This is a genomic window from Variovorax sp. 01N425 (assembly GCF_056399465.1).
On record NZ_JBFTRJ010000003.1, the window covers coordinates 105082 to 127775 of the forward strand.

The 22694-nt window shown below is 63.9% G+C and carries 19 protein-coding genes, 2 tRNA genes and 2 pseudogenes; 10 read left to right on the top strand and 13 right to left on the bottom strand.

What is annotated here, in order from left to right; all coding sequences use genetic code 11:
* Positions 1-3 precede the first annotated feature (3 nt).
* Together ppk1 and AC1DSC_RS06085 are read right to left on the bottom strand one after the other, a co-directional pair.
* Positions 4-2322: a polyphosphate kinase 1 gene (gene ppk1 / locus AC1DSC_RS06080; RefSeq protein WP_018906137.1), complete on the bottom strand. Its 2319-nt coding sequence runs from the start codon at positions 2320-2322 to the stop codon at positions 4-6.
* Positions 2319-3179: a GNAT family N-acetyltransferase gene (locus AC1DSC_RS06085; RefSeq protein ID WP_018906138.1), complete on the bottom strand. Its 861-nt coding sequence runs from the start codon at positions 3177-3179 to the stop codon at positions 2319-2321. The genes ppk1 and AC1DSC_RS06085 overlap by 4 nt, the downstream gene beginning before the upstream one ends.
* A 144-nt stretch (positions 3180-3323) precedes the next feature.
* Between AC1DSC_RS06085 and AC1DSC_RS06090 the strand changes: the two genes are divergently transcribed.
* From AC1DSC_RS06090 to AC1DSC_RS06115, 6 genes are all read left to right on the top strand, one after another.
* Positions 3324-5003, top strand: a complete 1680-nt coding sequence (locus AC1DSC_RS06090) for an FAD-dependent oxidoreductase (RefSeq protein ID WP_230537907.1) — start codon at positions 3324-3326, stop codon at positions 5001-5003.
* A gap of 103 nt (positions 5004-5106) precedes the next feature.
* Positions 5107-5811 carry a glutathione binding-like protein gene (locus tag AC1DSC_RS06095; RefSeq protein WP_018906140.1) on the top strand — a complete coding sequence of 235 codons (705 nt, stop codon included), beginning with the start codon at positions 5107-5109 and terminating at the stop codon, positions 5809-5811.
* Between the two features lie 35 nt (positions 5812-5846).
* Positions 5847-5923: transfer RNA gene (locus AC1DSC_RS06100), tRNA-Pro, on the top strand.
* 130 nt (positions 5924-6053) lie between these two features.
* Positions 6054-6302: a hypothetical protein gene (locus tag AC1DSC_RS06105; RefSeq protein WP_018906141.1), complete on the top strand. Its 249-nt coding sequence runs from the start codon at positions 6054-6056 to the stop codon at positions 6300-6302.
* A 68-nt stretch (positions 6303-6370) separates the two neighbouring features.
* Positions 6371-6447 (top strand) — tRNA-Arg (locus AC1DSC_RS06110).
* 181 nt (positions 6448-6628) lie between these two features.
* Entirely contained in the window at positions 6629-7867 is a 1239-nt protein-coding gene (locus AC1DSC_RS06115) for a tyrosine-type recombinase/integrase (RefSeq protein WP_027730874.1), read from the top strand.
* Between the two features lie 105 nt (positions 7868-7972).
* On the opposite strand, the gene AC1DSC_RS06120 is transcribed toward AC1DSC_RS06115, so the two are convergent.
* The 5 genes from AC1DSC_RS06120 to AC1DSC_RS06140 form a co-directional block, all read right to left on the bottom strand.
* Positions 7973-8428 (bottom strand): hypothetical protein, encoded by a 456-nt coding sequence (locus AC1DSC_RS06120; protein WP_027730873.1) that lies wholly within the window; start codon positions 8426-8428, stop codon positions 7973-7975.
* A 1011-nt stretch (positions 8429-9439) separates the two neighbouring features.
* Positions 9440-11167: a ShlB/FhaC/HecB family hemolysin secretion/activation protein gene (locus AC1DSC_RS06125; RefSeq protein ID WP_049808436.1), complete on the bottom strand. Its 1728-nt coding sequence runs from the start codon at positions 11165-11167 to the stop codon at positions 9440-9442.
* 304 nt (positions 11168-11471) lie between these two features.
* Entirely contained in the window at positions 11472-11993 is a 522-nt protein-coding gene (locus AC1DSC_RS06130; RefSeq protein ID WP_412510900.1) for a hypothetical protein, read from the bottom strand.
* Positions 11994-11995: 2 nt separating this feature from the next.
* The gene (locus AC1DSC_RS06135) at positions 11996-13795 is read right to left on the bottom strand and encodes a hemagglutinin repeat-containing protein (RefSeq protein WP_478131796.1); all 1800 of its coding nucleotides are present in this window, start codon (positions 13793-13795) and stop codon (positions 11996-11998) included.
* On the bottom strand, positions 13726-14382 hold the full coding sequence (locus AC1DSC_RS06140; RefSeq protein WP_478131780.1) for a two-partner secretion domain-containing protein: 657 nt from the start codon (positions 14380-14382) through the stop codon (positions 13726-13728). Before AC1DSC_RS06140 ends, AC1DSC_RS06135 begins: the two co-directional genes overlap by 70 nt.
* A gap of 318 nt (positions 14383-14700) precedes the next feature.
* On the opposite strand from AC1DSC_RS06140, the pseudogene AC1DSC_RS06145 reads away from it, so the two are divergent.
* Together AC1DSC_RS06145 and AC1DSC_RS06150 are read left to right on the top strand one after the other, a co-directional pair.
* A pseudogene (locus tag AC1DSC_RS06145) lies at positions 14701-15525 on the top strand (transposase); the annotation flags it as partial.
* A 339-nt stretch (positions 15526-15864) separates the two neighbouring features.
* Positions 15865-16401 carry a hypothetical protein gene (locus tag AC1DSC_RS06150; protein ID WP_412510898.1) on the top strand — a complete coding sequence of 179 codons (537 nt, stop codon included), beginning with the start codon at positions 15865-15867 and terminating at the stop codon, positions 16399-16401.
* 24 nt (positions 16402-16425) lie between these two features.
* Here the strand turns inward: AC1DSC_RS06150 and AC1DSC_RS06155 are convergent, their stop codons facing one another.
* The 6 genes and pseudogenes from AC1DSC_RS06155 to AC1DSC_RS06180 all read right to left on the bottom strand — a co-directional run bounded on the left by AC1DSC_RS06155 (position 16426) and on the right by AC1DSC_RS06180 (position 21527).
* Positions 16426-17001 carry a hypothetical protein gene (locus AC1DSC_RS06155; RefSeq protein WP_478131781.1) on the bottom strand — a complete coding sequence of 192 codons (576 nt, stop codon included), beginning with the start codon at positions 16999-17001 and terminating at the stop codon, positions 16426-16428.
* Positions 17002-17293: 292 nt separating this feature from the next.
* Positions 17294-17560, bottom strand: a complete 267-nt coding sequence (locus AC1DSC_RS06160) for a helix-turn-helix transcriptional regulator (protein WP_412510896.1) — start codon at positions 17558-17560, stop codon at positions 17294-17296.
* 352 nt (positions 17561-17912) lie between these two features.
* A pseudogene (locus AC1DSC_RS06165) lies at positions 17913-18214 on the bottom strand (ATP-binding protein); the annotation flags it as partial.
* A gap of 74 nt (positions 18215-18288) precedes the next feature.
* Entirely contained in the window at positions 18289-19380 is a 1092-nt protein-coding gene (locus AC1DSC_RS06170; protein WP_412512139.1) for a relaxase/mobilization nuclease domain-containing protein, read from the bottom strand.
* A 7-nt stretch (positions 19381-19387) separates the two neighbouring features.
* Positions 19388-19969 carry a hypothetical protein gene (locus AC1DSC_RS06175; protein WP_412510895.1) on the bottom strand — a complete coding sequence of 194 codons (582 nt, stop codon included), beginning with the start codon at positions 19967-19969 and terminating at the stop codon, positions 19388-19390.
* A gap of 985 nt (positions 19970-20954) precedes the next feature.
* Positions 20955-21527, bottom strand: a complete 573-nt coding sequence (locus tag AC1DSC_RS06180; protein ID WP_436287692.1) for a helix-turn-helix domain-containing protein — start codon at positions 21525-21527, stop codon at positions 20955-20957.
* Positions 21528-21893: 366 nt separating this feature from the next.
* Here AC1DSC_RS06180 and AC1DSC_RS06185 point away from each other — a divergent pair, with 366 nt between their 5' ends.
* The gene (locus AC1DSC_RS06185) at positions 21894-22106 is read left to right on the top strand and encodes a hypothetical protein (RefSeq protein WP_412510893.1); all 213 of its coding nucleotides are present in this window, start codon (positions 21894-21896) and stop codon (positions 22104-22106) included.
* A gap of 11 nt (positions 22107-22117) precedes the next feature.
* Entirely contained in the window at positions 22118-22573 is a 456-nt protein-coding gene (locus tag AC1DSC_RS06190) for a hypothetical protein (protein WP_319432144.1), read from the top strand.
* Positions 22574-22694 lie beyond the last annotated feature (121 nt).

The window sequence follows — 22694 nt, forward strand, 5'->3', positions numbered from 1 at the left end:
TCGTCAGTTGCTGGGTGCATCGGCGTGATGGCCTCGCGATGCATACCGGTTCATGAGTGCCGCCTGTGCGCCGTGCGCCTCGACGGCGCGCGACGCGCCCGCCTCGCCGGCGTGGGTGTCGTGGTCGACGCGCGTGTAGATGCCGTCGCCGCCCAGGTCCCAAGCGTCGCGGCCGTCGTGCAGGTAGGCAACCAGGCATTCGTCGATCAGGCGCTGGCGCAGGCCGGGGTCGGTCACCGGCCAGGCCAGCTCGATGCGCCGCATCATGTTGCGGTTCATCCAGTCGGCGCTCGACAGGTAGAGCGACTCGTCCTCGCCATTGCGGAAGTAGAAAACGCGCGAGTGCTCGAGAAAACGCCCGATCACCGAACGCACGCGGATGTTGTCGGTCAGGCCCGGCACCTGCGCGGGCAGCGTGCAGGCGCCGCGCACGATGAGGTCGATCTTCACGCCGTTCTGGCCGGCGCGCATCAGCGCGGCCACCAGGGCGTCGTCGGTCAGCGCATTCATCTTGGCGACGATGCGGGTCGGCTCGCCGGTGGCCGCGGCCAGGCTGAGCGCGTCGATCTGCGCAATGAGGTTCTTGTGCAGGTCGAACGGCGCGAGCCACATGCGGTTGAGCTTGGGCAGCCGGCTCTGGCTTGCCAGGTGCACGAACACGGCCTCCATGTCGGCCGTGAGCAGCGGATCGGCCGTCAGGTGGCTGATGTCGGTGTAGAGCCTGGCGGTGCGCGGGTTGTAGTTGCCGGTGGAAAGATGGCCGTAGCGGCGCATCTGCTTGCCCTCGCGGCGCGTCACCAGCAGCATCTTGGCGTGCGTCTTCAGGCCCACCACGCCATACACCACCTGCGCGCCGATCGACTCGAGCATTTCGGCCCAGTTGATGTTGGCCTCTTCGTCGAAGCGGGCCTTGAGCTCCACCACCACCGTCACTTCCTTGCCGCGGCGCACGGCCTCGCGCAGCAGGTCCATCAGCTCGGAATCGGTGCCCGTGCGGTAGATGGTCTGCTTGATGGCCAGCACCTGCGGGTCCAGCACAGCCTCGCGCAGGAACGCGAGCACGCCGTCGAAGCTCTCGAAGGGCTGGTGGATCAGCACGTCGCCGTGCTGCAGCCGCTCGAAGAACGACTGCGCCGGCGACAGCGTGACCGGGTAGGAGGCCGAGTACGGCGGAAACAGCAGCTGCGGCTCCTCCAGCAGGTCGATCAGCTGGGTCAGCCGGGCCAGGTTGACGGGGCCGTGCACGCGGTAGAGCGCCTGCGGCGGCAGGTTGAATTGCGCCAGCAGGAAGCTCGCGAGCGACTCCGCGCAGCTGGCCGACACCTCGAGCCGCACGGCCTGCCCGTAGTGCCGGTGCTGCAGCCCCTGGCGCAATGCGGTGCGCAGGTTCTTGACGTCTTCCTCGTCGACCGCCAGGTCGGAATGCCGCGTGACGCGGAACTGCGAGAAATCGCCCACCTCGCGCCCCGGGAACATGCTCGACAGATGGGCGCGCACCACGCTCGACAGCGCCACGAACAGCGTCTTGCCGTCCGACACCTTGGCCGGCATGCGGATCACGCGCGGCAGCACGCGCGGCACCTTCACGATCTGGATCGGGTTCTCGCGCCCGAAGGCGTCCTTGCCGCCGAGCCGCACGATGAAATTGAGCGACTTGTTGGCCACCTGCGGAAACGGGTGCGCCGGGTCCAGCCCGACCGGGATCAGCAGCGGGCGCACTTCGCGCTCGAAATATTCGCTGACCCACTTGCGCTGCGCCGGATTGCGTTCACCGTGCGAAATGATGTGGATGCCGTGCTTTGCGAAGGTCGGCATCAGCTCGTCGTTGTAGAGCGCGTACTGGCGCGCCACCAGCGCATGGGCGGCCTCGGCCAGGCGCTCGAACGATTCGATCGTGTAGGCGCCCTTCTGGTCGCCGGCGCTGCTGGCAATCAGGTGCGGCGCGGCGCGCACCTCGAAGAATTCATCGAGGTTCGATGAAACGATGCAGAGGTAGCGAAGGCGCTCGACCAGCGGCACTTCAGGCCTGCGGGCCCAGTCGAGCACGCGCTCGTTGAACGACAGGATGCTGTGATCGCGGTCGAGCAGCGTGAGGGCCGTTGCCGCGACCGCGGGCGTGCGGTCAGCGGGAGCAGGTTGCATGGGCACTGATTCTGGGGCAAGCGGCACGGGAGCACATGTAGGCTGAAATATGACAGTGTCGCCCTCGTTTGTGACGTTTTCGTGACCGCCGTGTGACGCCTGCGGGCCACCCTTGGGCAGCCCCGTGCCGGGCGAAGAGGCGGACGGCCCGGCATCGGGCCGGGCGGCCGCTGGCTTCATGCGCCCAGAAAGTGCTTGCGGTAGCGCGGCGGCAGGTCGTCGATGCGCATCAGCATCGGCAGGTCCGCCGTGTTGAAGTCCGGGTCCCAGGCCGGCGCGCCCAGCACCTTGGCACCCAGGCGCAGGTAGCCCTTGATGAGCGCGGGCGGCTCGACGTCGAGCGCGCCGTCGAGCCGTTCCACCGGCAGCGGCAGGCGCGGCTGCACCTGGTACTGGATCGGCGCCATGTGGCTGGCCGACAGCTGCCGCCAGATGCTGGCCGCCGCATCGCCGCTGGTCACGCCGTTGTGCGACATCGGAATGCTCGCGCAGCCGATCATGGTGTCGAGCTTGTTGCGGTGCATGAAGCCCGCAAGAGCTCCCCACAGCGCGAGGATCACGCCGCCCTGGCGGTGGTCGGGATGCACGCAGCTGCGGCCCAGCTCGACCATGCGCTCGCGCAGGTCGCGCAGCCGGGTCAGGTCGAATTCGGTGTCGCTGTAGGTGCTGCCCACGCGCCGGGCCTGGGCCGGCGTGAGCACGCGGTAGGTGCCGATCACCTGCCCGGTCCGTTCCTCGCGCACCAGCAGGTGCTCGCAGAAGTCGTCGAACAAATCGATGTCGTGGCCGGCCAGCGGCGTGCTCACGCGGGCGCCCATTTCGCCGACGAACACCTCGTGGCGCAGGCGCTGTGCTGCGCGCACGTCGTCCAGGTGGCGGGCCCAGCTCACGGTGATGCCTTGCCTGGCATCGACGATGGCCGGCGGCGCGAGCACGGCAGCGGGCGCCGATGCGGGCGTGGCCGCAGGGACGGGCCACAGGGCGGCGCGCAGGCCGAGCTGCGACAGCGGGAACGTCGGGTTGGGCAGTTCTTTCATGGAGACCCTTTCTGCTGAAGGAGTCTCTGCACCCGCGGTGAAACGGGTATGTCAGCGCCATTGCAGTTGCATGACGGTGTTACCGCGTGTTTTGAGGCTTCCTGGATGTCTAATGCGGTGGGTCGCGACATGGAGTTTTCTCAAATGGCCACAGCCGCAAGCAGCAATTTCGACAACCGCCTCCACCAGACCTTTCCCGTCCTGAGCGATACCGAAATCGCGCGCATCGCGCACTTCGGCACCGTGCAGCGCTTCGCCCGCGGGGAGCGGCTGTTCACCGCCGGCGAAACGGGCCCCGGCATGTTCGTTCTGCTCAAGGGCGTGGTGGCGGTCACGCAGCGCGACGGGCTCGGGCACGTGGTGCCCATCGTGCGCCAGGGCCCGGGCGAGTTCCTTGCCGAAGTCGGCCAACTGAGCGGCCGCCCTGCCCTGGTCGACGGCCATGCCGAGGAAGAAGTGGAAGCGCTGATCGTGCCGCCCGCGCAGCTGCGCGCGCTGCTGGTGGCCGAGGCCGACCTTGGCGAGCGCATCACCCGCGCGCTGATCCTGCGGCGCGTGGCGCTGATCGAATCCGGCGCCAGCGGGCCGGTGCTGATCGGCCGGCCGGAATCGCCCGACATGGCGCGGCTGGAGAACTTCCTGCGCCGCAACGGGCATCCCTACCACCTGGTCGACGCGGCCGAAGACCCGGGCGCCGCCGCGCTGCTGGAACAGTACGGCACCTGCAAGCTGCTGGCCGTGTGCCCCGACGGCTCGGTGCTGGTCAACCCCGCCGAAGACGCGCTGGCCCGCTGCCTGGGCATGGTCGATACCGCGGAGCACAACGAGCTGTTCGACGTGGCGGTGGTCGGCGCCGGCCCTGCCGGCCTCGCCACCGCGGTGTATGCCGCCTCCGAAGGGCTGCGCGTGATCGTGCTCGACTGCCGCGCCTTCGGCGGGCAGGCCGGCGCGAGTGCGCGCATCGAGAACTACCTGGGCTTTCCCACCGGCATCTCGGGCCAGGCGCTCGCGGGCCGGGCCTTCGTGCAGGCCCAGAAGTTCGGTGTCGAGATGCTGATCCCGGCCAAGGTGACGTCGCTCGATTGCTCGCGCGACAACCCCATGGACGCGCTGCGCATCGCACTGGCCGATGGCCGCACCATCAACGCGCGCACGGTGGTGATTGCCAGCGGCGCACGCTACCGGCGGCCCGACGTGCCGAGGCTGTCCGAGTTCGAGGGCCGCGGCATCTGGTACTGGGCCTCGGCCATCGAGGCCAAGCTCTGCGCGCAGCAGGAGGTTGCGCTGGTCGGCGGCGGCAACTCGGCCGGACAGGCCGCGGTGTTCCTGTCGCGCCATGCGGCCAAGGTCAACGTGCTGGTGCGCGGCCCGTCGCTCGCGGCCAGCATGTCGCGCTACCTGATCGACCGCATCGAGGCCACGCCCAACATCGAACTGCATCCGCATACCCAGCTGGTGAAGCTCAACGGCGATTCCGGCGAAGGACTGACCGGTGCAACCTGGCGCTGCCAGACCACGGGCAACGAGCACGACTGCGATGCGCGCAACATCTTCCTCTTCGTGGGCGCCGAGCCCGAGACCAGCTGGCTCGACGGCTGCGGCGTCTCGGTCGACAAGCATGGCTTCGTGCTGACGGGCGATGCGGCCAGCAGCGGCTTTCCGGCCCGACCCTCCACTGCGCTGGAATCCAGCGTGCAGGGCGTCTTTGCCGTGGGCGACGTGCGCTCGGGTTCGGTCAAGCGCGTGGGCGGTGCCATCGGCGAAGGCGCGGCCGTGGTCGCGCTGATCCACCAGCACCTGTCGTCCAACTCGGCCGTTGCATGACCGCGCTGCGCCCGTAATTCCCGGCGCTGCACACGTGCGGATGGCCGCGTATATGCTGCCTGCCTCGCATCACGACCAACCCCAACAACGGAGAGCCCGCGACATGCCTGCATCGCCCATCGAGGTCTATTCCTGGCCCACGCCCAACGGCCACAAGATTCACATCATGCTGGAGGAGTGCGGCCTGCCGTACAACGCCCGCCCGATCAACATCGGCAAGGGCGACCAGTTCGCGCCCGAGTTCCTGCAGATCAGTCCCAACAACAAGATCCCCGCCATCACCGACCCCGATGGTCCGGACGGCAAGCCGATCTCGCTCTTCGAATCGGGCGCCATCCTCGTCTACCTGGCCGGCAAGACCGGCCAGCTGCTGCCCAGGACCGACCGCGAGCGCTACGACGTGCTGCAGTGGCTCATGTTCCAGATGGGCGGCGTCGGCCCCATGCTCGGCCAGGCGCATCACTTCCGCATGTATGCCCCCGAAAAGATCGGCTACGCCATCGAGCGCTACAGCAACGAAGCCAAGCGCCTCTACGGCGTGATCGACAAGCAGCTGTCGAAGAACAGGTTCATTGCCGGCAAGACCTATTCGATTGCCGACATCGCGATCTTCCCGTGGCTGCGCAGCTGGGAAAACCAGGGCATCACGCTCACCGACTACCCGCACCTGAAGGCATGGTTCGACGGCATTGCCGCGCGCCCCGCCGTGCAGCGCGGCGTGAAAGTGCTGGCCGACCTGCGCCAGCCGATCACCGGCGACAAGGAGCGCGAGATCCTTTTCGGCAAGACCCAATACGCGAAGCGCTGAGGGCGCAGTTATTCGGGCTAGAATAGAAGGCTTGTCGGGGTGTAGCGCAGCCTGGTAGCGCATCTGGTTTGGGACCAGAGGGTCGAAGGTTCGAATCCTTTCGCCCCGACCAAGAAAAATACGAATGCCTGCAATGACTCACGTTGTTGCAGGCATCTTGTTTTTCGGCCGCGGCAAAAACAAAGCCTGCGGTGAATTCCTCGCGTACAGTCGATTCAACATCATCACTGACCGGGGTTGGCGTGTCCTACTACGAACTGAAGATTGGCAACCAGACTGGCCTGGTCCAGGTCACGCAGGACCTCGTCTCGCACACTGCCACGCTGTACTGGATGCCCCGCCGCCGCCCCTTGCGCGCCACGGAAGAGATCAATTCCACGCCGCTGGCACAGCACCAGACCTACGGGCCCTCGGAAGCGCAGACGCTCGATCTGCTGCGCGCATGGGCCGCCCAGAACTTCGAGCCGGTCGGCGATTTCGTCCAGATCTGAGCGCCCTCCGGCACGCCGGGCTCCAGGGTGGATGTGGGTAGAATCCGGGGCTCCGTTCGGCCCGGAATCTGCCCGTAGCTCAGTTGGATAGAGCACCTGCCTTCTAAGCAGGTTGTCGGGGGTTCGATCCCCTCCGGGCAGGCCAATTTCCAGTTTCAAGTCGCTCAGAACCATCCTGAAACCCGCTCTCCTTCGAGGAGAAGCGGGTTTTTCTTTGTGCCACGACAGGTCGGGGCATAGCATGTCTTGTCGGTACTTTGTCGGTACTTCTGCAGGTATCTGCCCGGCCGCCAAAGCCAGGTACCGACAGCAAGGAGAAAAACCCAATGCTGACAGACACTTTCGTGAGGCAAGTGAAGCACAAGGGCAGTGAGATCGGCGAGCGCTACGCAGACGGCGGCGGCATGTACCTGCGCGTCAAAGCCGCAGGCAAGTACTGGCGCATGGACTACCGGTTCAACGGCAAGGCGAAGACGCTGGCCTTGGGCGTCTACCCCGCGGTCTCGCTCGCGAAGGCGCGGCAGCGGCGCGACAAGGCCCGCGAACTGCTTGCCGACAACGTCGACCCCGGCCTCGCGAAGCGCGCAGAGAAGCTGTCCCGGGCAGTGGAAGCAGCCAACACCTTCGAGGCGTTGGCGCGGGAATTCCACGCCACCAAGGCCAGCAGTTGGAGCGCATCCTATTCGGAGCGCTGGCTGCGCATCATGGACAAGGACCTGTTCCCCTACATCGGCAAGCTGCCGATCGCCACGATCCAGGCCAGGGATCTTCTGCACGCGCTCAAGCGCGCCGAGGGCCGAGGCGTCATCGAGACGGCCCACACCCTGCGCCAGTGCGCAGGACAGGTGTTCCGCTACGGTGTGCAGACGGGCCGTTGCGCGAGCAATCCGGCGCCCGACCTGCACGGCGCGCTCCGACCGGTGATCACCAAGAGCATGGCCGCCGTTCTGGAGCCGCAGAAGGTCGGAGAACTGATGCGCGCCATCTACGGCTACAGCGGGCAGCCGATCACCCGCGCCGCCCTCCTCCTGTCCGCCCTGCTCTTCCAGCGCCCCGGCAACATCCGTGCGATGGAATGGGCCTGGATCGACCTCGAAAAGGCGATGCTGACCATCCCGGCGCAGGACATGAAGCGCCGGCTCCATGAAAAGCGCAACGGCCGCCCCCACTTCGTGCCGCTGGCGAAGCAGGCACTGCAGACCCTGGAGGAAATTGCGCCATTGACCGGCCATGGCCGATACGTGTTCCCCAGCATCCGCACGGGAGAGCGCCCCATGAGCGAAAACACCGTGAACGCCGCGTTGCGAAGGCTGGGGTACACCAACGACGAGATGACCGCCCATGGCTTTCGGGCAATGGCCCGCACGGTCATGGCAGAGCAACTGCACGGCATTTCGCCTGACGTCATCGAGGCACAGCTTGCCCATGGCAAGAGCGGGCCGCTGGGTACGGCCTACGACCGCGCGGAGTTCATGGACAAGCGCAAGGAAATGATGCAGCGCTGGGCGGACTACCTGGGCCAACTTGCCGGAAACGCACAAGTCCGAACGCTCCGGGCGGCCTAGCCAACGCCGGAAACGTTGATATCAACGAAGTTATGCAACGTCCATGCTTCCGGTCGCGCGGTCTCGCCGATATCCGGAACTACAACGCTTTCCGATTCTCTTTCTTCACCGCCTTGACTGATTGGTGTCCGGGACGGAGACGGTAGTCCCGGTTTCATCTTCGATCCAGCCACGCCATGTGCCGCGACCCCACGAGGCTTTGACTTCGTACTGGATCACGTACCTTTGGCCCGGAAGCGCCACGAATTTCAGGGAGGTGTGGTCGGCCCGGAACTGCGGGTGCGTCCTGAGGCCGACGACCACCGCGTGCTCACCGGGCGAAAGCTCCCACCGGACTACCGGGCGGAGAACATGTGGGACCTGTTCCCCATCGATCGAAGCCAAATAGGTAGCGGCGCGTGGCCCTGACTTGACGATGGCGAGGCTGGACAATGGTTGCGTCTCCGTACCAGGAAGACGATACGGTGCGGCAGCGCAGCCCGCGAGCATCGCGGCGGTCAATGCGAGAGTCACCACGGCCTTGAAGTTTTTATCCACGCTGAATTCTTTCTCTTGCTTCATGACTGATCGCTCTTGATCAATCTCGGGTCGAGGTTTGCCGCGGCACCTTTCCCCAGTTCGACAGGTTTCAATTGCGCGCTGTGACGCCAGCTCGAAACATCGGTCCGATTCCGCACGCGTGCCTGCTTCCTTCGCTCGGCGCTCTGCCGCCGCCTCGACTTGAAACCCCACGAGCCACTTCATGAGCAACATCGGAACGACAGGAGGCCGATAAGTGCACCGAGCAATGTCGATCGCCACCTGCGAGTGCCCGAAGCCCGGCCACCGGAGACCTCGGCTGTCTCGATTGCGTGGGAATACCACACCTGCGATTCACCGCCATGGACGCGCCGGCGCTTCTGATTTTCGACGGGTGCTTGCACAGTACGACCAGCCATCAAAGCCCCGATTCCCATGGCATGGTTTCATCCGTACCGCTGGCTCCGCAATACGCCCAAGGCTCGGAACGTTCGTCACCGTCATAGCGTGAACCGAACCGAACGTTGTACAGCGCCAGCGGTGACTGGGGAGATGGCCTGCGCAGGAGCCGACCTAGCCAACCTTGGGGCACTGGTGTCTCGGCACTGAACATGCCCAGCATGACCTCGAGTTCGCGTCGCCACTCGGGTCCAGTCACAACCATGGTCCCGATCTGATGGGTGTCGAGATGAACGTATTCAAAGCCACTGTCCCGCAACACCTAGAGAAACTGATCACGCCAGCGCGACTGGAGCACCGGAAAGTGTTTGCTCAGAAACAACAACGCGATCCGAGTAATGCGGCAGCAGCCTCTGTCCGTTTGTAGGGCCAGACATCGGTAGGCTCCTGAGAATGCGCGTCGTCCTCAATATCCCGTGCATCGAACAGCCCAAGCCACAGAATCGGAAGATGGTACTTGGAGAGCAGATACGGAGAGTCGTTTGACAGCGTCCCTCGCCCGGGTCGCCCCCTCACGCCTGAGAAGTAGAGTTCCGAATAGCTGCCCATGTTTGGCTTCAAAACGAGTCGACTGGCATCGCGATCAAAAGGATCTCAAAAGCTCGCGTTGAGGTTGAAACCGAAGGTGGTCTTGGCCGTGCGATACCCCTCAGGCTTGCGGATCGGCGCCCCCATGAAGAAGTCGTAGCTGAGCTTGCTCCACTGCCCCCGCACCCCGAGGACCGCGCCAGCCAGGCTGCGGCCCAGCAGGTCCGCGGTCGAGCGCCCGCCGATATGCCCGTAGTCGGCACCGACATACAGTTCCGCCCCGCTCTGACCCATGGCCCAGCCGATGTCGTTGCGGATCAGCCAGCCGCGCTCGCCCATCAGACTGGTCTCGCCATCGAAGCCGCGCACCGTGTAGCGCCCGCCGATGGCGAAGCGGTCCTGCGGCAGCAGCGGCGTGCGGTTCCACTGCGCGCGCACCAGGCCCGAGTAGCGCAGCTTCTCTTCGCCCAGCTTGAATGGCGCGTTCAGGCTCACCTCGGCCGTGTAGAGCTTCAGGCGTGACGTGCCTTCCAGGAACGGGCTGGCGCCATTGCCGAATGCAATCTCTTCTGCTGCGGGCCTGGCGCCAAAGCCACCGGTGCCACGCTTGTAGGCCAGCGTGCCGTCGAGCGTGGCCTCGCCGATGAACTCCCGATGGTTCAGGCTGAATTCCCAGCCACCGACCACGCGATGCTGATCCGGCAGTTCCGTGTCCTCGATGACGTTGCGCGATTCGCGCCGGAACCCCTTGAGGGCGACCGTGGTCTTGCGACTCTGGTCGCGGTAGACCAGGCGCGAGAGCTTGACCTCGGCGTTGTTGGACTTGCCGGCGTAGCTGATGGGGCCGTTGAAACCCGCCACGCTTTGGTGGTACTGGCTGTTCGAAGCGGTCAAGCCCAGCATCCAGTACCCGTACGGCAGCGAATAGTGCACCGTCTGGCCTTCGGTGCCGTAGCTCGGCTCCGAGAGGAAATGGTTGTTGATACTGTGGTTGGCGCTCAGGTAGAACAGGTCGTTCAGACCGAACGGGTTGTCCAGCGACAGCGTGGCCCCCGCCTGGTAGCGGCCGGTGGCCTCGGTGCCGCTGTCGTCCAGGCTCAGGGTGAGGCGCCACTTTTTGGCCTGCACGTACTTGACCACCAGGTCGCTGTCGCCCGGCTTGGCATCGGGTGCGGTGGAGGGCTCGATCTGGATGTCGGCCTCGGCCGTGGGGGCGCGCTTGAGGTTCTCCAGCCCTTGCTCGATGTCGCGCAGGTTCAGCAGGTCGCCCGGGCGGGCGGGAATGGCCGCGCCCAGCAAAGCGGAACTGCCCAGCAGCGTCGAGGAAGAATCCGGCGTGGTCCGGATGGCCGCGATGCGCCCGGGCACCAGGGACAAGGTCAAGGTGCCGGTGGACAGGTCCTGCGGCGCAGCGAGCACGCGCGTGGTGACAAAGCCGCGGGCGATGGCCGCCTGCTGGGCGCGGGCCAGGACCACGTTCACGCCGGCCGTGCCCAGGCACCGGCCGAGAGGCGAATCGTTGCCTTCAGGACCCGAAAGGTCAGAAACAGCCCACTGGAATGATGCGGACTGCTCGCCGACCAGCAGCACGCGGTCGATGCGAAAGCACGGGGCTTCGGATTCAGGGATGCGCTGAGTAGGCGCGGGCGGCGCGGCTCGCAGCCGCTGGTCGACCGTGCGCTCGTTCTGCTCGCGCAGCGCGCGTTCGCGTTCCTGCTGACGTTGCTGCTCGACGAAGGGTTGCGGGGTGCTGGAGACCTGGGCTTGAGCCAACAAGGGGCCGCCCAGCAGCATACCAGCCAATATGGTACGTAAGTTCGTTTTCAACTTCTCTCCCTCTATCGCTTTATTCGAACTGTTGCACATCTGAATTTCATCTGCTGTCCGGTCTTGGATCCACAATGATTCAGGCGCACTCGGTGGGCTATTTTTTTATCAATGCGCTTATGCACACGTCCGCACAACGTCGAGACGAAAGGATCGCCACTGTCCCTTGGTGATGTTCATAACCCTTTTTTTGCAGTCCAGCCACGTTCAACCCCGGGTGCCGGGGAAAACGGGTCGGAAACTACAACGACTGCTCATGGATCCCTGCAGATCACGTCCCTTTCTTTTCATCGGAATTCTGCATACTCTCCGCCTGAACCTCCGCCGGAGTTGCAAGTCGGGCACTCACCGCTCCGCCGATCCAATTAATTATTTTCCCGTGAGATTGCGATTTTCCACAGACAGAGCAAATCCAAAAAATTCCTCCTAGATAGGCCTCAGCATAGAGCGGAGTAGACCCACAACTCGCGCAAGGTGTTGTGCTTTTTACGGCGAGAAGGGCCTCTAGCGCGTCACGCAATCGACGCGCAGCCGTTTCCTGGGGATGCTGCTTGGGAAGCGATAACGTAAGTGCGCGAATACTTGGCAACTCATCCGGAGTGCAGACCTCAGTAGGCCCAATGTATTCGCCACAATTGAGAGAGACGAAGGATTCCAAGTGATAATCCGTCTCGCTCAGCAGCCCCTTGTGTCTAACACACCAATCAGAACAAATTTCGAATAGATCGATTTTATTTGGCCCTGCAACGGAAATTTTCGAAGTCAATTCACGCCATGCCGAGAAGATGTTCATGATCAATAACCTCTTACGGGGAAGGCTGTAATCAGATTGCCAGCGCGGTCAGTAAATATACGCATAACACTAGTAGGGATTCCGCCCTCCGAAAGACTCGTAAGGCCGATATTTCTTCCTGTATCTACGACGCGCAAGAAGGTGCCATCGCCCAACGCTGTGACAGGTGACTTCACAACGCTTGATTCTTGCAAAAGGCCACGCAGCTCATCAGAAGTGATAGTAAAGGCCGATCTGTTGTTTGCCAGTTGAACACCGATATGCTGTTCCACCACGTGCTCAAAACCTGCGCTGACCGGTTGGCCGGTCCCACGAAGAGGCGTAGTCTGTGTCCGCCCATTTGCGACGTTAATTCGCGATGACACTCGTCCGGGGACCTGTGCGACAGCAGGAATTCCTTGCTCCAGCGCGAACCTCGCTTCAGCTTCGGCCACGGCGGCAACGCGCATCTCTTGCACAGCTCTGTAAGCGGTCGATCCCAAGGGAACGGCTGCAGCCAAACCACTGAAAAATCGCTCGACGTTTGACAGCTCTCGCCCGGAGAGGCTCTCACCTGTCGCCGCCATGTACAAACCAGTCGCTGTGCCATAAACAGGCAACAGCAGTTGCAAGGACTCGCTAAGGCGAACTGCTTGATCGGTAGTGAGCGCAGAATTCCGATCGATCGCGATTAGGTTGGCGGCTGTTTCGAGCTGAAACAGTTGCCGGTCAATGCGCTGAAAATCCGCTTGCGTGCAGTTTGGGCCGCAATCGTTCAATAACCTGGCATTTTCCTGTGAGACTGTTCGTCGCACACCTGCAAACGGACTGTGGCTCACATAGTTCTGAGCGGTATTGAACGATGCTGTTGCACCCGCGACACCGCCGGTCGCCGATCCCAGGGCCAAGCCTGCTACCTGTGTCAACGCCACCCGGACCGTGTCCGGCAAGCCCATGTCCGCAATCATTTCCCCGATTTCCGGGAGCGCCGTTGCGCTCAGCGTTGAGCCCGCAGCACCTGACAGATTGCCGGTCAGAAGACCGATGGCCGCATGAAGTGCGACACGGTATGCGCCTCCCTCATCCCATTTCCGTGCTTCCTCTTCGTTGCTTCCTTGTCGTGCGAGGACAGCCTGCCGATCCGCGTATGTTGCCGCGGCTGTCGTCGCCTCGCGACCAAAAGCAGCGGTGATCTGAATTTGCGCTTGCACATCTCGCATCGCCCGCGTTCTGTCGGTCATCTGCAGCGCATTGGTGCTGTCTACGCCGGTACGCACCGACGCATTGCCTGCGACGCCCGAGATGCCGCTTCGCGTGATGCTGGACTCATTGATATCGTTGCTGCCAATGCCAGCCCCTCCCGAGCCCATTCCCGCGGTGCTTGTGCTGGCGCTGATGCTGTAACCACTGCCTTTGAAGGTGTCGTGGTTGACCAGGTCTGCCATCGTCAGGCTGCTGGTCGAGAAGCTGTTCTTGCTTCCGTTCACGGCAACATCCGTACTGCTGATCACCCCACCCACGAGATAGGTGTTGCCCCCCACGTTGACACCAAAGCCGCCGTCCCCAGCCAAGAACCCGCTTTGCTGTGTGGCACTCGCAAAATTGCCATCCCCGCGCGTGTTGTGGGCATAGACGCTTACGCTGCTGTCGCCGTAGCAGATCCAAGCGCAAATGGTCGAGTTAAAGCCGCCCCCGCTGTTCTGGCTGTGATATGTGCTGGTGTCCTGAAGGGTCTCGACATGAAGGTTCCCGCTCACATCGGCGTTGATACGTTCGCCGGCAACCGTGGCACCCCGAAGGGTGGTGTCACCGCCGCTGGTGATATTGACCTCGCATTGATGAAGCCGCCGCCGTCGACGCTGATGCCCGCGGGGTTGGCGATGATCACTTCGGCTCGCGTGCCGCCCACCTCGATGTAGCCCCGCAGCTGGCTCGGGCTGCCGCCGTTGACTTCGTTGAGGATGATGCGTGCGGGCCCGGTCGCAAGAAACGGATTGCCCTGGACGATCCCGCCGAGCTGGGTCTGCACGTTCGTGCGGCTGTTGTTGAGGATGGCGCCGTTGGGCGCCACGTTGAACTGGTTGAAGACGTTGCGCGAGACGCCGGCCGCGCTGGGCGTCTGGATGTTGACGAGCGGCACGCCGTTGGGCGCCATCAGCACCGTGGGGCGCAGGTTGGCCGGAACATTGGGCGCGCCGGCGATCTGGGCTTGCACCGGTGGCGCCCACAGCATGCCCGCGAGCGCCGCACCCACGAGCATCGGCGCAAAGGCGGCCGCGCCGGCGCCGGCCGCGCTTGCCACGGTGGTTGCCTTGGACGAGCCCTTGCCTGTGCTCTTCGCCGTCTCCTGGACCACCATGCGCAGGCCGCGCCTGGCGTTGAAGACGATGCGATGCAAATGGCGATTCATGTTCTGGTGCTCCCTCTGGATTGGCCGCCGGGCATCGTTATTTCTGTGACAGGATGCTTCGGCGGGCCGATTATGGGAGGGCGGCATCCTCGTTCGCGCGGTACTTATTCACGAATCGGACATACTTGAAAACTGACGTCCGGGGATGTAAGGCGCAGGCATTACACCGGGGCCATTTATGTTGGACCAGCACAACGATCGATTGCGATACATGGCGCCGCAGAAGAGGCTGTGTGCGAATTCCTCGCCGCCAAGGCCCTGGCGCATGGCGCAACGCCCATCGGTCCTGTCGCGACGTGAGGTGCTCGAGGGTCCCCATTGCGCGAGTACCTGGACGCACTCGATGCCAACAATCCGGTGACCGAGGATGCAGGTGAAGAGGTGCACGACACAGCGGCTGCATCGCGGAACATCTCTCCGACCGACCCGGCTGCGCAGTGGACCGCAGCACCAGGTGGTCCGGCGTTCTACACTTGCTCAAGCAACTACCTGATCGATCTGTCGGCGGGAATCATCTTGGACCTCGAAGCAACGCCGGCACCGCACGCCTGAGGTCGACTCCACCCGGGCGATGATTGATCGCGTCGAGAAGCGCTTCGACATCAGGCCGCGGCGACTCGTCGGCGACACCGCGTACGGCGCCGCCCCGCTGCTGGCCTGGACGGTCGAAGACAAGCAGATCGAACCTCATGTCCCTGTGTGGGACAAGACAGTCCGCAAGGACGGAAGTCTGTCGATCGGCAAGTTCCAGTGGCAGCCGAGCGCAATGAATATGTTTGCCCTGAAGGCCGCGCGGACGACCGGCGGCAGTTCACGACGCCGCGCACTCGCAACCAAGGCCGACGCCGTTATCTATCGCGCGAGCCAGGCAGACTGCGTCGCCTGTGGAATAAAGGATCGCTGCTGCCCGAGGACACCGTTCCGAAAGATCGCCCGCAGCATCCATGAGAGCGCCCGCGAGGTGGCACGGTCCATCGCGCAGACACCGCAGTACAGACGGTCGCGCAGGGAGCGCCAGAAGGTGGAGATGCCGTTCGCGCACCTCGACCGCATCATGAAGCAGGGTCGCTCCGGCTTCACGGGCTCAGTGGTGCGCAGGACGAGTTCTTGATGGCTGCCGCAGCCCAGAACCTCAAGGAATAGACCGGCTCGCCAAAGTTCAAACCGGCGAGGTCCGCCCCCAAGTGGGACCGGCTGCCATGGCCAAAGGAAGCGACGGGTCAATCGGCCCGAGGGATCAATCCTCTTCGAAGAGCAAGCGATGTACTGGCAAACTATCGCACGAACCGAAGAAAGTGCTTACCGCCGCGCCCGCTGAACGTATAGGTTGAATCCACAATGACAGAACAGAATGATGAGCCCGAGGGGCCCGCACCCATTCCGACAAGTCCCGCTCGATCGATGCGTGTGTGCTTTCAGCCCTCTCGGGACACCTCGCGTAGAGCCTTTGTGGGCAGCCTCTTGCTCCTCGCAGCCTATGCGATGGCATCGACCATTCTTTTTCTGTATGTCCTTTCCAAGGCGCACGGGGCGTGGTTCTTCGCCGCTGTATTGGGACAGCTGGTGCTGCATTTCTATATGACGACAGAAATTCTGAACAGCCGCGACGAAGTTGAGCGCCTGGTCGGCTACACGCTGCTGCGGCAGGAGGGCCTGGTGCGGTTCTGCGGCTATGCGCCTGGTCGGCGTCGGCTGCGAACACTCGGCGCGCCGATCCGGTCGATCGACGAAGTGGACGCAGCGCTTCATGTCCGTTTGTATGACGGCAGCCAGGTTCAACTTACCAAGCTGAGCCTGGAAGCTCAGCGCTTGTTCAAGCGCGTCTTCGAATCCATGAACGCCGGAGCGGGTGCCGAAGCGCTGAGAACGCAGTACGCGGGCCTCGTGCCCGGGCCGCTCGTCACCTTGGAATACAAGGAGGCACCGCAGTTGCCGAAGTGGCAATATTGGGCAACAACAGCCGCACTGGTCTCCGCTGTCGCTATGGGATGGAAGCTGCATGCGTTGCTGCTCCGGTGACGGGCGCGCGAGCGGGATCGGATTTCACTTTTGCCGGGAGTCATCTTGAAGGCGAAGCCGGGATCGAGATTCTTGCTCTCGAGCTTCCCATGCCAGTTGTCCATGTACCACCGCGCGTTGCGCACCACCGACACTCGCCCACCTCGCCGTCGAAGCTGTCGTGCGCATGCCCATATACCCGCGGCACCGGCAACTGGAAGAGAGTTCGGCCGGCATCTCGCGAATGAAGCCGCCGGACGACCAGTCCTCGGCGAACCGCAGCAGTGAATGGCGATGCGGCGCGTGGTGGGGCATCACCACCGTGGGCCGTCGAACGGCTCCGCGAGTTCGCAACGCAGCCAGGCGCGCGGAGAACTTCGTGTCCGCGATTCCGGCAACGACGGGCCATGCCGGCAGGCGCATAGGGGCGGTTTTATCTTCGAAAGCAACAACCTCTGGGTGCCGCCGCAAAATCGTGGCCGCAAAAGCGGCGCTGTCGAAATCACTGACGGTGATCGTGCGGAGGACCTTGGCTTCGTGATCGCCATGTTCCGAGCAGAAGAAGTCCGGCACTCTGCTGCCCGCGTGCTTCTCGCGCACAGTCGCATCGTCGAAGGCCATATTTTTCTGCGCTCCAGGCTCTCGGGCCCAAGGGTTCGAGGTTTGCGGATATTGCGATGCCGCCGGTTCAGTCGGATGGCCCGAAACCCCGGCGTTGCGGCCAGTTCTTCCACCACATAGGCGCCATTGAGATCGTTTCGGCGGGTCTGGTCATCAAGACCGAGGCGTTTCAAGGCTTGTCCGATCTCCTCCATGACTCCAAGGGTCGGAGATCGGTAATCCAAGATGCTTCGATGCGGGGCTGCGCGGAGTACATCCGGGCCCGCGAAGCCACAAGAGCGCCTCGCTCTGCTCAGTTCATTCGGCGCGTGTGCGTGACGGGCAAATTCGAATAACCGTCCGGATCATCGATCCACCGCTGAATCGCTGCACGCGGCCATCCGCAGGCGCGCCCTCCCAGGTGCACGGGAGGCGGGAACTTGCCGTCGGCGATCCTTCGGTACACGGTCGTGCGGCTCAGGGCGGTGATCCGGATCACATCGGGCATGCGAAAGAATGCAGGACCGGCCGCGGGCTGAAAATCAACATCGCCGCGGTTGGCATCGGGTTCGATATGCATGACAAATCCTCGAAATGGAGCCCGACCTTCAAGGCGGCTTCGTTTGGAGATATGTGCCTTTCCTTGGAGAGCCCGGACAGAACCAAACGCCGTGCACAGGGCAACGCAGCAGCGCCGGCCCATCACACGACACCAGCAAGCGCCTACCCTCCCCATCCCGGGACGGTGTCCTCCGCAGGATTTCGGCGAGCGTGCAATCAAGCCAGCAGGCGGTCAACTGACAGTTCTGACAGGTCTGTGGGAACGTCCGATGGGCTGCGCCCAAAGCCGATGGCAATGGCTTGGTGTCTCAATTGCTATGCCCTGCTCCAGGCGAGCCAAGCTGGCGCGGCGCCATCGGCATGTCCTGTTCTTCGTCCCGACCGAAGGGCAAGTAATCGATCTCGTCGACCACGAGCAGCTTCGGGTCAAGAACCGCCCGGTTGAAGTATTCCCTCAGTCGGTTCTGTGCCTCGGCCGCCGTCAGCTGCATCATCAGATCGGCCGCCGTATTGAAGCGTGCCTTGGGCCACGCCATGACGGGGCACTGGCACAGCGCCAGCGCGATGTACGTCTTGCCCACGCCGCCGGGCCCGAGCATCACCACGCTACGCTCTCGACACGCTCGACGAAGGCCAGGTGGCCCCACATGATGATCTGCGCCTTGGGTGCTCCGCGTCATCCGGCCAAGGTCGACGCCGCACGCGCGCCTCTTCTCCGCGCTCTGGCGAGAGATGCCGCACGGCCACTCACCGGACATGCGGCTGGGGCGGACTGGCGGGCGCGTGCTCGGGCGCATGGCTCTTCTCGGCCTCTCTCCAGCGGTCGGCGATCCACTGCGCATCGGTCTGCACCGCGGGCATGCGCGCAGTGAAGCGATCCACCTCGGCTGCCAGATTGGCCTCGCCGTGTCTTCGAAGCGCATCCGCTGTGGTGCGCCAATCTGCGACCACCGCCCGCCGGGTATTTCGCATCTGCTCTTGTCCGTCAGCCGCGGCGCCCCGCCCCGACCTCAGAGCCTGGAGCAGGTTCTCCAGCTTCGCGCGCATGAAGGTCGAGGTCTTCGGCTGTCGATGCCCGGTCCGGTCGCTGGGCGACAGTTGGCCGAATGCCCGAAGCGCGCGCAGCCGATGATGGATCGCATCCCTGTAGGGCTTGCGGGTCTGCCCTCGCACCTGTCGCGGTGTGGCATTGGCCGCCACACCCTGCTCGCGCATCAGTGCGGCGAACTGCTCGCGCCATTGCCGCAATGTCTCCTTGCGGGTGTAGAGGCGCTGGCCAGGCTCGAACTCGTGCTCGCACTTGACCACTAGGTGCACATGCGGGTGCGGCTGATCGGTGTGCAGCACCATGGCGTAGCGATATTGGAGCGCGAAGTTCTCGCGCGCAAAGACGCGGGCGGCAGCCCGTACCTTGTCCGGCGACGTGCCGGCGGGCATGGACAGAACGATGTTGTGGACCAACTTCGCACGCGTGTCTTTCTGCCCCGGAGCGGGTTTCGGCTTGTGCTGGCTTCGGCAGAGCTCCAGCTGCCAGTCGGCCGTGATCTCCTTGGGAGCACCCCGGCCCTGCGGCATCAGCCCCTCGTCGGTTTCGATCGGCAGCTTGCCATGCCGGCCGATGTAGCGCAGATGGGCCTCGACGCCGCCGACATCCCGGCCGCCGCCGGAGACCTTCACCATCACCTCGGGCGTGCGCCCCACGGTGCGCTGGATCTGCGCGATCTGGTCGGCGCCGAGGCGCAGCGTGCCGCCCGGTCCACGCCGACCGTAGCTCACGATGTCCAGGGTCATGTCGCGCGGCGCATCGGCCGCGCCGGGGCTGCTTCGGCTTGCGCGCATCCTCTGTTCAGGCATGGGCCCTCCCGCCGCCGGTCTCCCAGCTGATGAGGTTGCGGCGCACGATGGCGGCCGTGGCTTCGCGTGCCACCTCGACTTCCTGACGGACCGACGCGATCGTTTCGCCGAGGTCCGACGCCACCGGCCCGGGCAGCGTGTTCGGCATGCCGAACATTCGAAGCTGCCGCCCCAACGCGGCGAGCCGGGCGGCGGTCACCTTGATCTGGTCCAGTTCGTTCGGCGGCAGCACGGCCGCGATACGCACATGGTTGTGGATCAGCAGGGCGAGGTAGCTGGCGGTCTTCATTCCACGGGCATGGGCGCGACGCGCCGCCAGCGCGCGATCGCCTTGGCGAAGTCGCAGCGTGATGCGGTCCGCCGCGCCGGGGCGGTTTTCCGATTCGTCTGGAAATCGCTGTGCACCCGAGCCCGGCGAGATGTCGCCGTGAGTCTTGAGGACCTCGTCGACCATCTTCGCGAGCAGGCTCGACGCACTGAGATGATGACGGGCGGCCAGCGCGGCGAAGCGCACCCTCGTCTCGGGCGGCACCCGGGTGGCGATCACGCGGCTCGATCGAGAGGTCTTGGTCATTGCAACGCCGTCGCTGTTAACAATGTCTGACGGCAGTCTATCCTGCCCTCATAGCCGCACAAGGACTTTGCCCTCGGAATTCCAGCGTCGAGCTCACCTCGCCGTTTCGCCGATTCCGGAGCGTTGCCGTCGATCGACAGCGCGAAGACCACCATCAATGTTCGGCATGCCGAACATCACGGAGGTAGACGGAACGATCCGCCCTCATGGCCGCACCGAGACGTTGCCCTCGGAATTCCAGCGTCGAGCTCCCCTCGCCGTTTCGCCGATTCCGGAGCGTTGCGGTCGATCGGCAGTTCGGAGCTCCCCATCGATGTTCGGCATGCCGAACATTACGGAAGTAGACGGAACGATCCCGCCCTCATAGCCGCACAAGGAGGTTGCCCTCGGATTCCAGCGTCGAGCTCACCTCGCCGTTTCGCGGCTCCGGAGCGTTGCCGTCGATCAACAGCTCGAAGACCACCATCAATGTTCGGCATGCCGAACATGACGGAGGTAGACGGAACGATCCCGCCCTCATTGCCGCACAAGGACGTTGCCCTCGCCATTCCAGCGTCGAGCTCACCTCGCCATTTCGCCGCTTCCGGAGCGTTGCGGTCAATCGCAGTTCGGAGCCCTCCATCAATGTTCGGCATGCCGAACATTACGGAGGTAGACGGAACGATCCCGCCCTCATAGCCGCACGAGGACTTTGCCCTCGAAGTTTCGACGTCGTCCTGCGACTGCCGCGTCCAGACTACCGAAACCGACATCCGCCCCATTCGCACAGCGAGCCCACGACCGCTGCATGAATTTCCTCACGGCGCCATCAAGCAGAAGACCTCCGCTGTTGCGACCGTTTGAGACTTTCTGGGTGTTCGGCATGCCGAACATCCAGAAATAGAGCCGAACACAGAGGTGAATTCGGCACGCAGCGAATTCGCGGGGGAAGCATCGAATGGGCATCCGCGTCGCCCCGCTGCGCGGCAGCGTCGCCAAGAGCAGTCTACTCTCGCAGCGTGAACACCACTGACAGGTAAGAGACCGGCTGGGTCTGAATGGCCTCGATCCCATGCAGTGCGGTTGCATCGAACAGCAGCGAATCCCCTGCCCTCACCTCCGCAGTCCTGCCGCCATAGCGGTAGCGGACCTCCCCGGACAAGAAGTACAGGAACTTGAGGCCTGGATGCTGGAAGGTCACATAGGGATCGGCGCCGGGCAGCAGCGTGACCAGGTAGGGCTCGACGAACAGGTTGCCCGACAGCAGGTGGCCCAGCAGCTCGTAGCGGTAGTCCGCCACCGCGCCGATGCGATCGACCAGGACACCATGTCCTGCGCGCACATGGCAGAAGTCCGTGCGCCGCGCCTGGTCCCCGAAGAACCGCGACGCCGGCACCCCGAGACCATTCGCGAGACGCTCCAGGGTCTCCACCGAAGGCGAGACCAGACCGCGCTCGATGCGCGAGAGCATCGAGGCAGAAATCCCCGAGGTCTTGGCCAGTTCGCCGCCAGACACCTCGGCCGCCATGCGCAGTGCCCTCACCTGCGTCCCAATGCGTACCGCGGACAGGCTGCGCACGACCGGCGCCGGCTGCCGCGGCCGGACACGCGTCACCGACGCTGGCAGGCGCAACGGCCGAACCGTTGGCAGAGGCGAAGCAAGCTCTCTATGGGCCATCTTGAATCTCGCACATGAGAATGGTCAGTGAGCACCTTGTGCAAAGCATTCGGGGACGAGTGCGACACGCAATAACTCGTCATATACTTTGTAGCTCTATGCCATTCTATATGTGGCAATCGGGCGGTGCCAAGCCGCCGCGTTCCTCCTGTTCCGCCACCCAACTTTCCGCGCGCCTTTCGGACTGCGCGGGTCGCGGTAGGCATTCCGCAGGAGGCCTTCGACACCGTCTCATCTCGGACTTACGTCAGCATTCTTGAGAGAGGCGTGAATGTTCCCACGCTCACGAAGATCGATGCTCTGGTTCGGGTTCTGGGCCTGCACCCGTTGACTGTGCTCACGCTCGCCTACGCAAGTTCGCCGTCGTCCGAAGAAATCGGCAAACTCCAGGAACTGGTGGCAGGAGAAATCGCGAGCCTCGGGTTGTCGGCGTTCTCTCCGAACTCGTTACCCAGAGGCAAGACTCGCCGCACCAAATAGGAAGTTTGGGCATGCGTGTCAAGCAGATCGAAGATCTTCCCATGGCCACCAGCGCTGAGCTGTACCAACTCAGCTGGGTCATCGAGCAACTCATGGCCGACCCGAGGCGCATCGTGCAGGCGCGCTCGCAGTTGCACATGGGCCAACTGGTGAAGTACTGGGACTGGGGCACCGGCAAGCTGCGTGAGGCTCGCATCGCGGCGATGAAAGACCGGCAGGTCACGCTGCTCGACGAACAAAGCAAACAGCGCTTCAGCGTGCTGTACGCGGCCGTCGTGCCTGTCGATGATCAGCAGGCAGGCACGTCATCCTCACCGGCGCATGCCGCGCCGCTGAGGCCGCCGCCGGAGATCCACCACAAGCAGGACTTCCGCGTCGGCCAGCGTGTGAGCTTCACCGACCAAGGCCTGAAGCGGCATGTCGGAGAAATCGTTCGGATCAACCAGCGCACGGCCACGGTTCACTGACGGACGCTCGTGGCGAGTCGCCTTCGCTCTGCTCCAGCACATCGTCGACGTCGCACCTTAAACCCGTCGATCGTCAACGACGGCCCTGAGCGGGCTACTACCCAGAAACATTGATGCCAAC

Bases quoted from the DNA above. Each gene is read 5' to 3' on its own strand.
- ppk1 (WP_018906137.1), bottom strand. From the start codon at position 2,322: ATGAAGCCAGCGGCCGCCCGGCCCGATGCCGGGCCGTCCGCCTCTTCG.
- AC1DSC_RS06085 (WP_018906138.1), bottom strand. From the start codon at position 3,179: ATGAAAGAACTGCCCAACCCGACGTTCCCGCTGTCGCAGCTCGGCCTG.
- AC1DSC_RS06090 (WP_230537907.1), top strand. From the start codon at position 3,324: ATGGCCACAGCCGCAAGCAGCAATTTCGACAACCGCCTCCACCAGACC.
- AC1DSC_RS06095 (WP_018906140.1), top strand. From the start codon at position 5,107: ATGCCTGCATCGCCCATCGAGGTCTATTCCTGGCCCACGCCCAACGGC.
- AC1DSC_RS06115 (WP_027730874.1), top strand. From the start codon at position 6,629: ATGCTGACAGACACTTTCGTGAGGCAAGTGAAGCACAAGGGCAGTGAG.
- AC1DSC_RS06120 (WP_027730873.1), bottom strand. From the start codon at position 8,428: ATGAAGCAAGAGAAAGAATTCAGCGTGGATAAAAACTTCAAGGCCGTG.
- AC1DSC_RS06125 (WP_049808436.1), bottom strand. From the start codon at position 11,167: ATGCTGCTGGGCGGCCCCTTGTTGGCTCAAGCCCAGGTCTCCAGCACC.
- AC1DSC_RS06130 (WP_412510900.1), bottom strand. From the start codon at position 11,993: ATGAACATCTTCTCGGCATGGCGTGAATTGACTTCGAAAATTTCCGTT.
- AC1DSC_RS06140 (WP_478131780.1), bottom strand. From the start codon at position 14,382: ATGAATCGCCATTTGCATCGCATCGTCTTCAACGCCAGGCGCGGCCTG.
- AC1DSC_RS06150 (WP_412510898.1), top strand. From the start codon at position 15,865: ATGGCATCGACCATTCTTTTTCTGTATGTCCTTTCCAAGGCGCACGGG.
- AC1DSC_RS06155 (WP_478131781.1), bottom strand. From the start codon at position 17,001: ATGGCCTTCGACGATGCGACTGTGCGCGAGAAGCACGCGGGCAGCAGA.
- AC1DSC_RS06160 (WP_412510896.1), bottom strand. From the start codon at position 17,560: ATGCATATCGAACCCGATGCCAACCGCGGCGATGTTGATTTTCAGCCC.
- AC1DSC_RS06170 (WP_412512139.1), bottom strand. From the start codon at position 19,380: ATGCGCGCAAGCCGAAGCAGCCCCGGCGCGGCCGATGCGCCGCGCGAC.
- AC1DSC_RS06175 (WP_412510895.1), bottom strand. From the start codon at position 19,969: ATGACCAAGACCTCTCGATCGAGCCGCGTGATCGCCACCCGGGTGCCG.
- AC1DSC_RS06190 (WP_319432144.1), top strand. From the start codon at position 22,118: ATGCGTGTCAAGCAGATCGAAGATCTTCCCATGGCCACCAGCGCTGAG.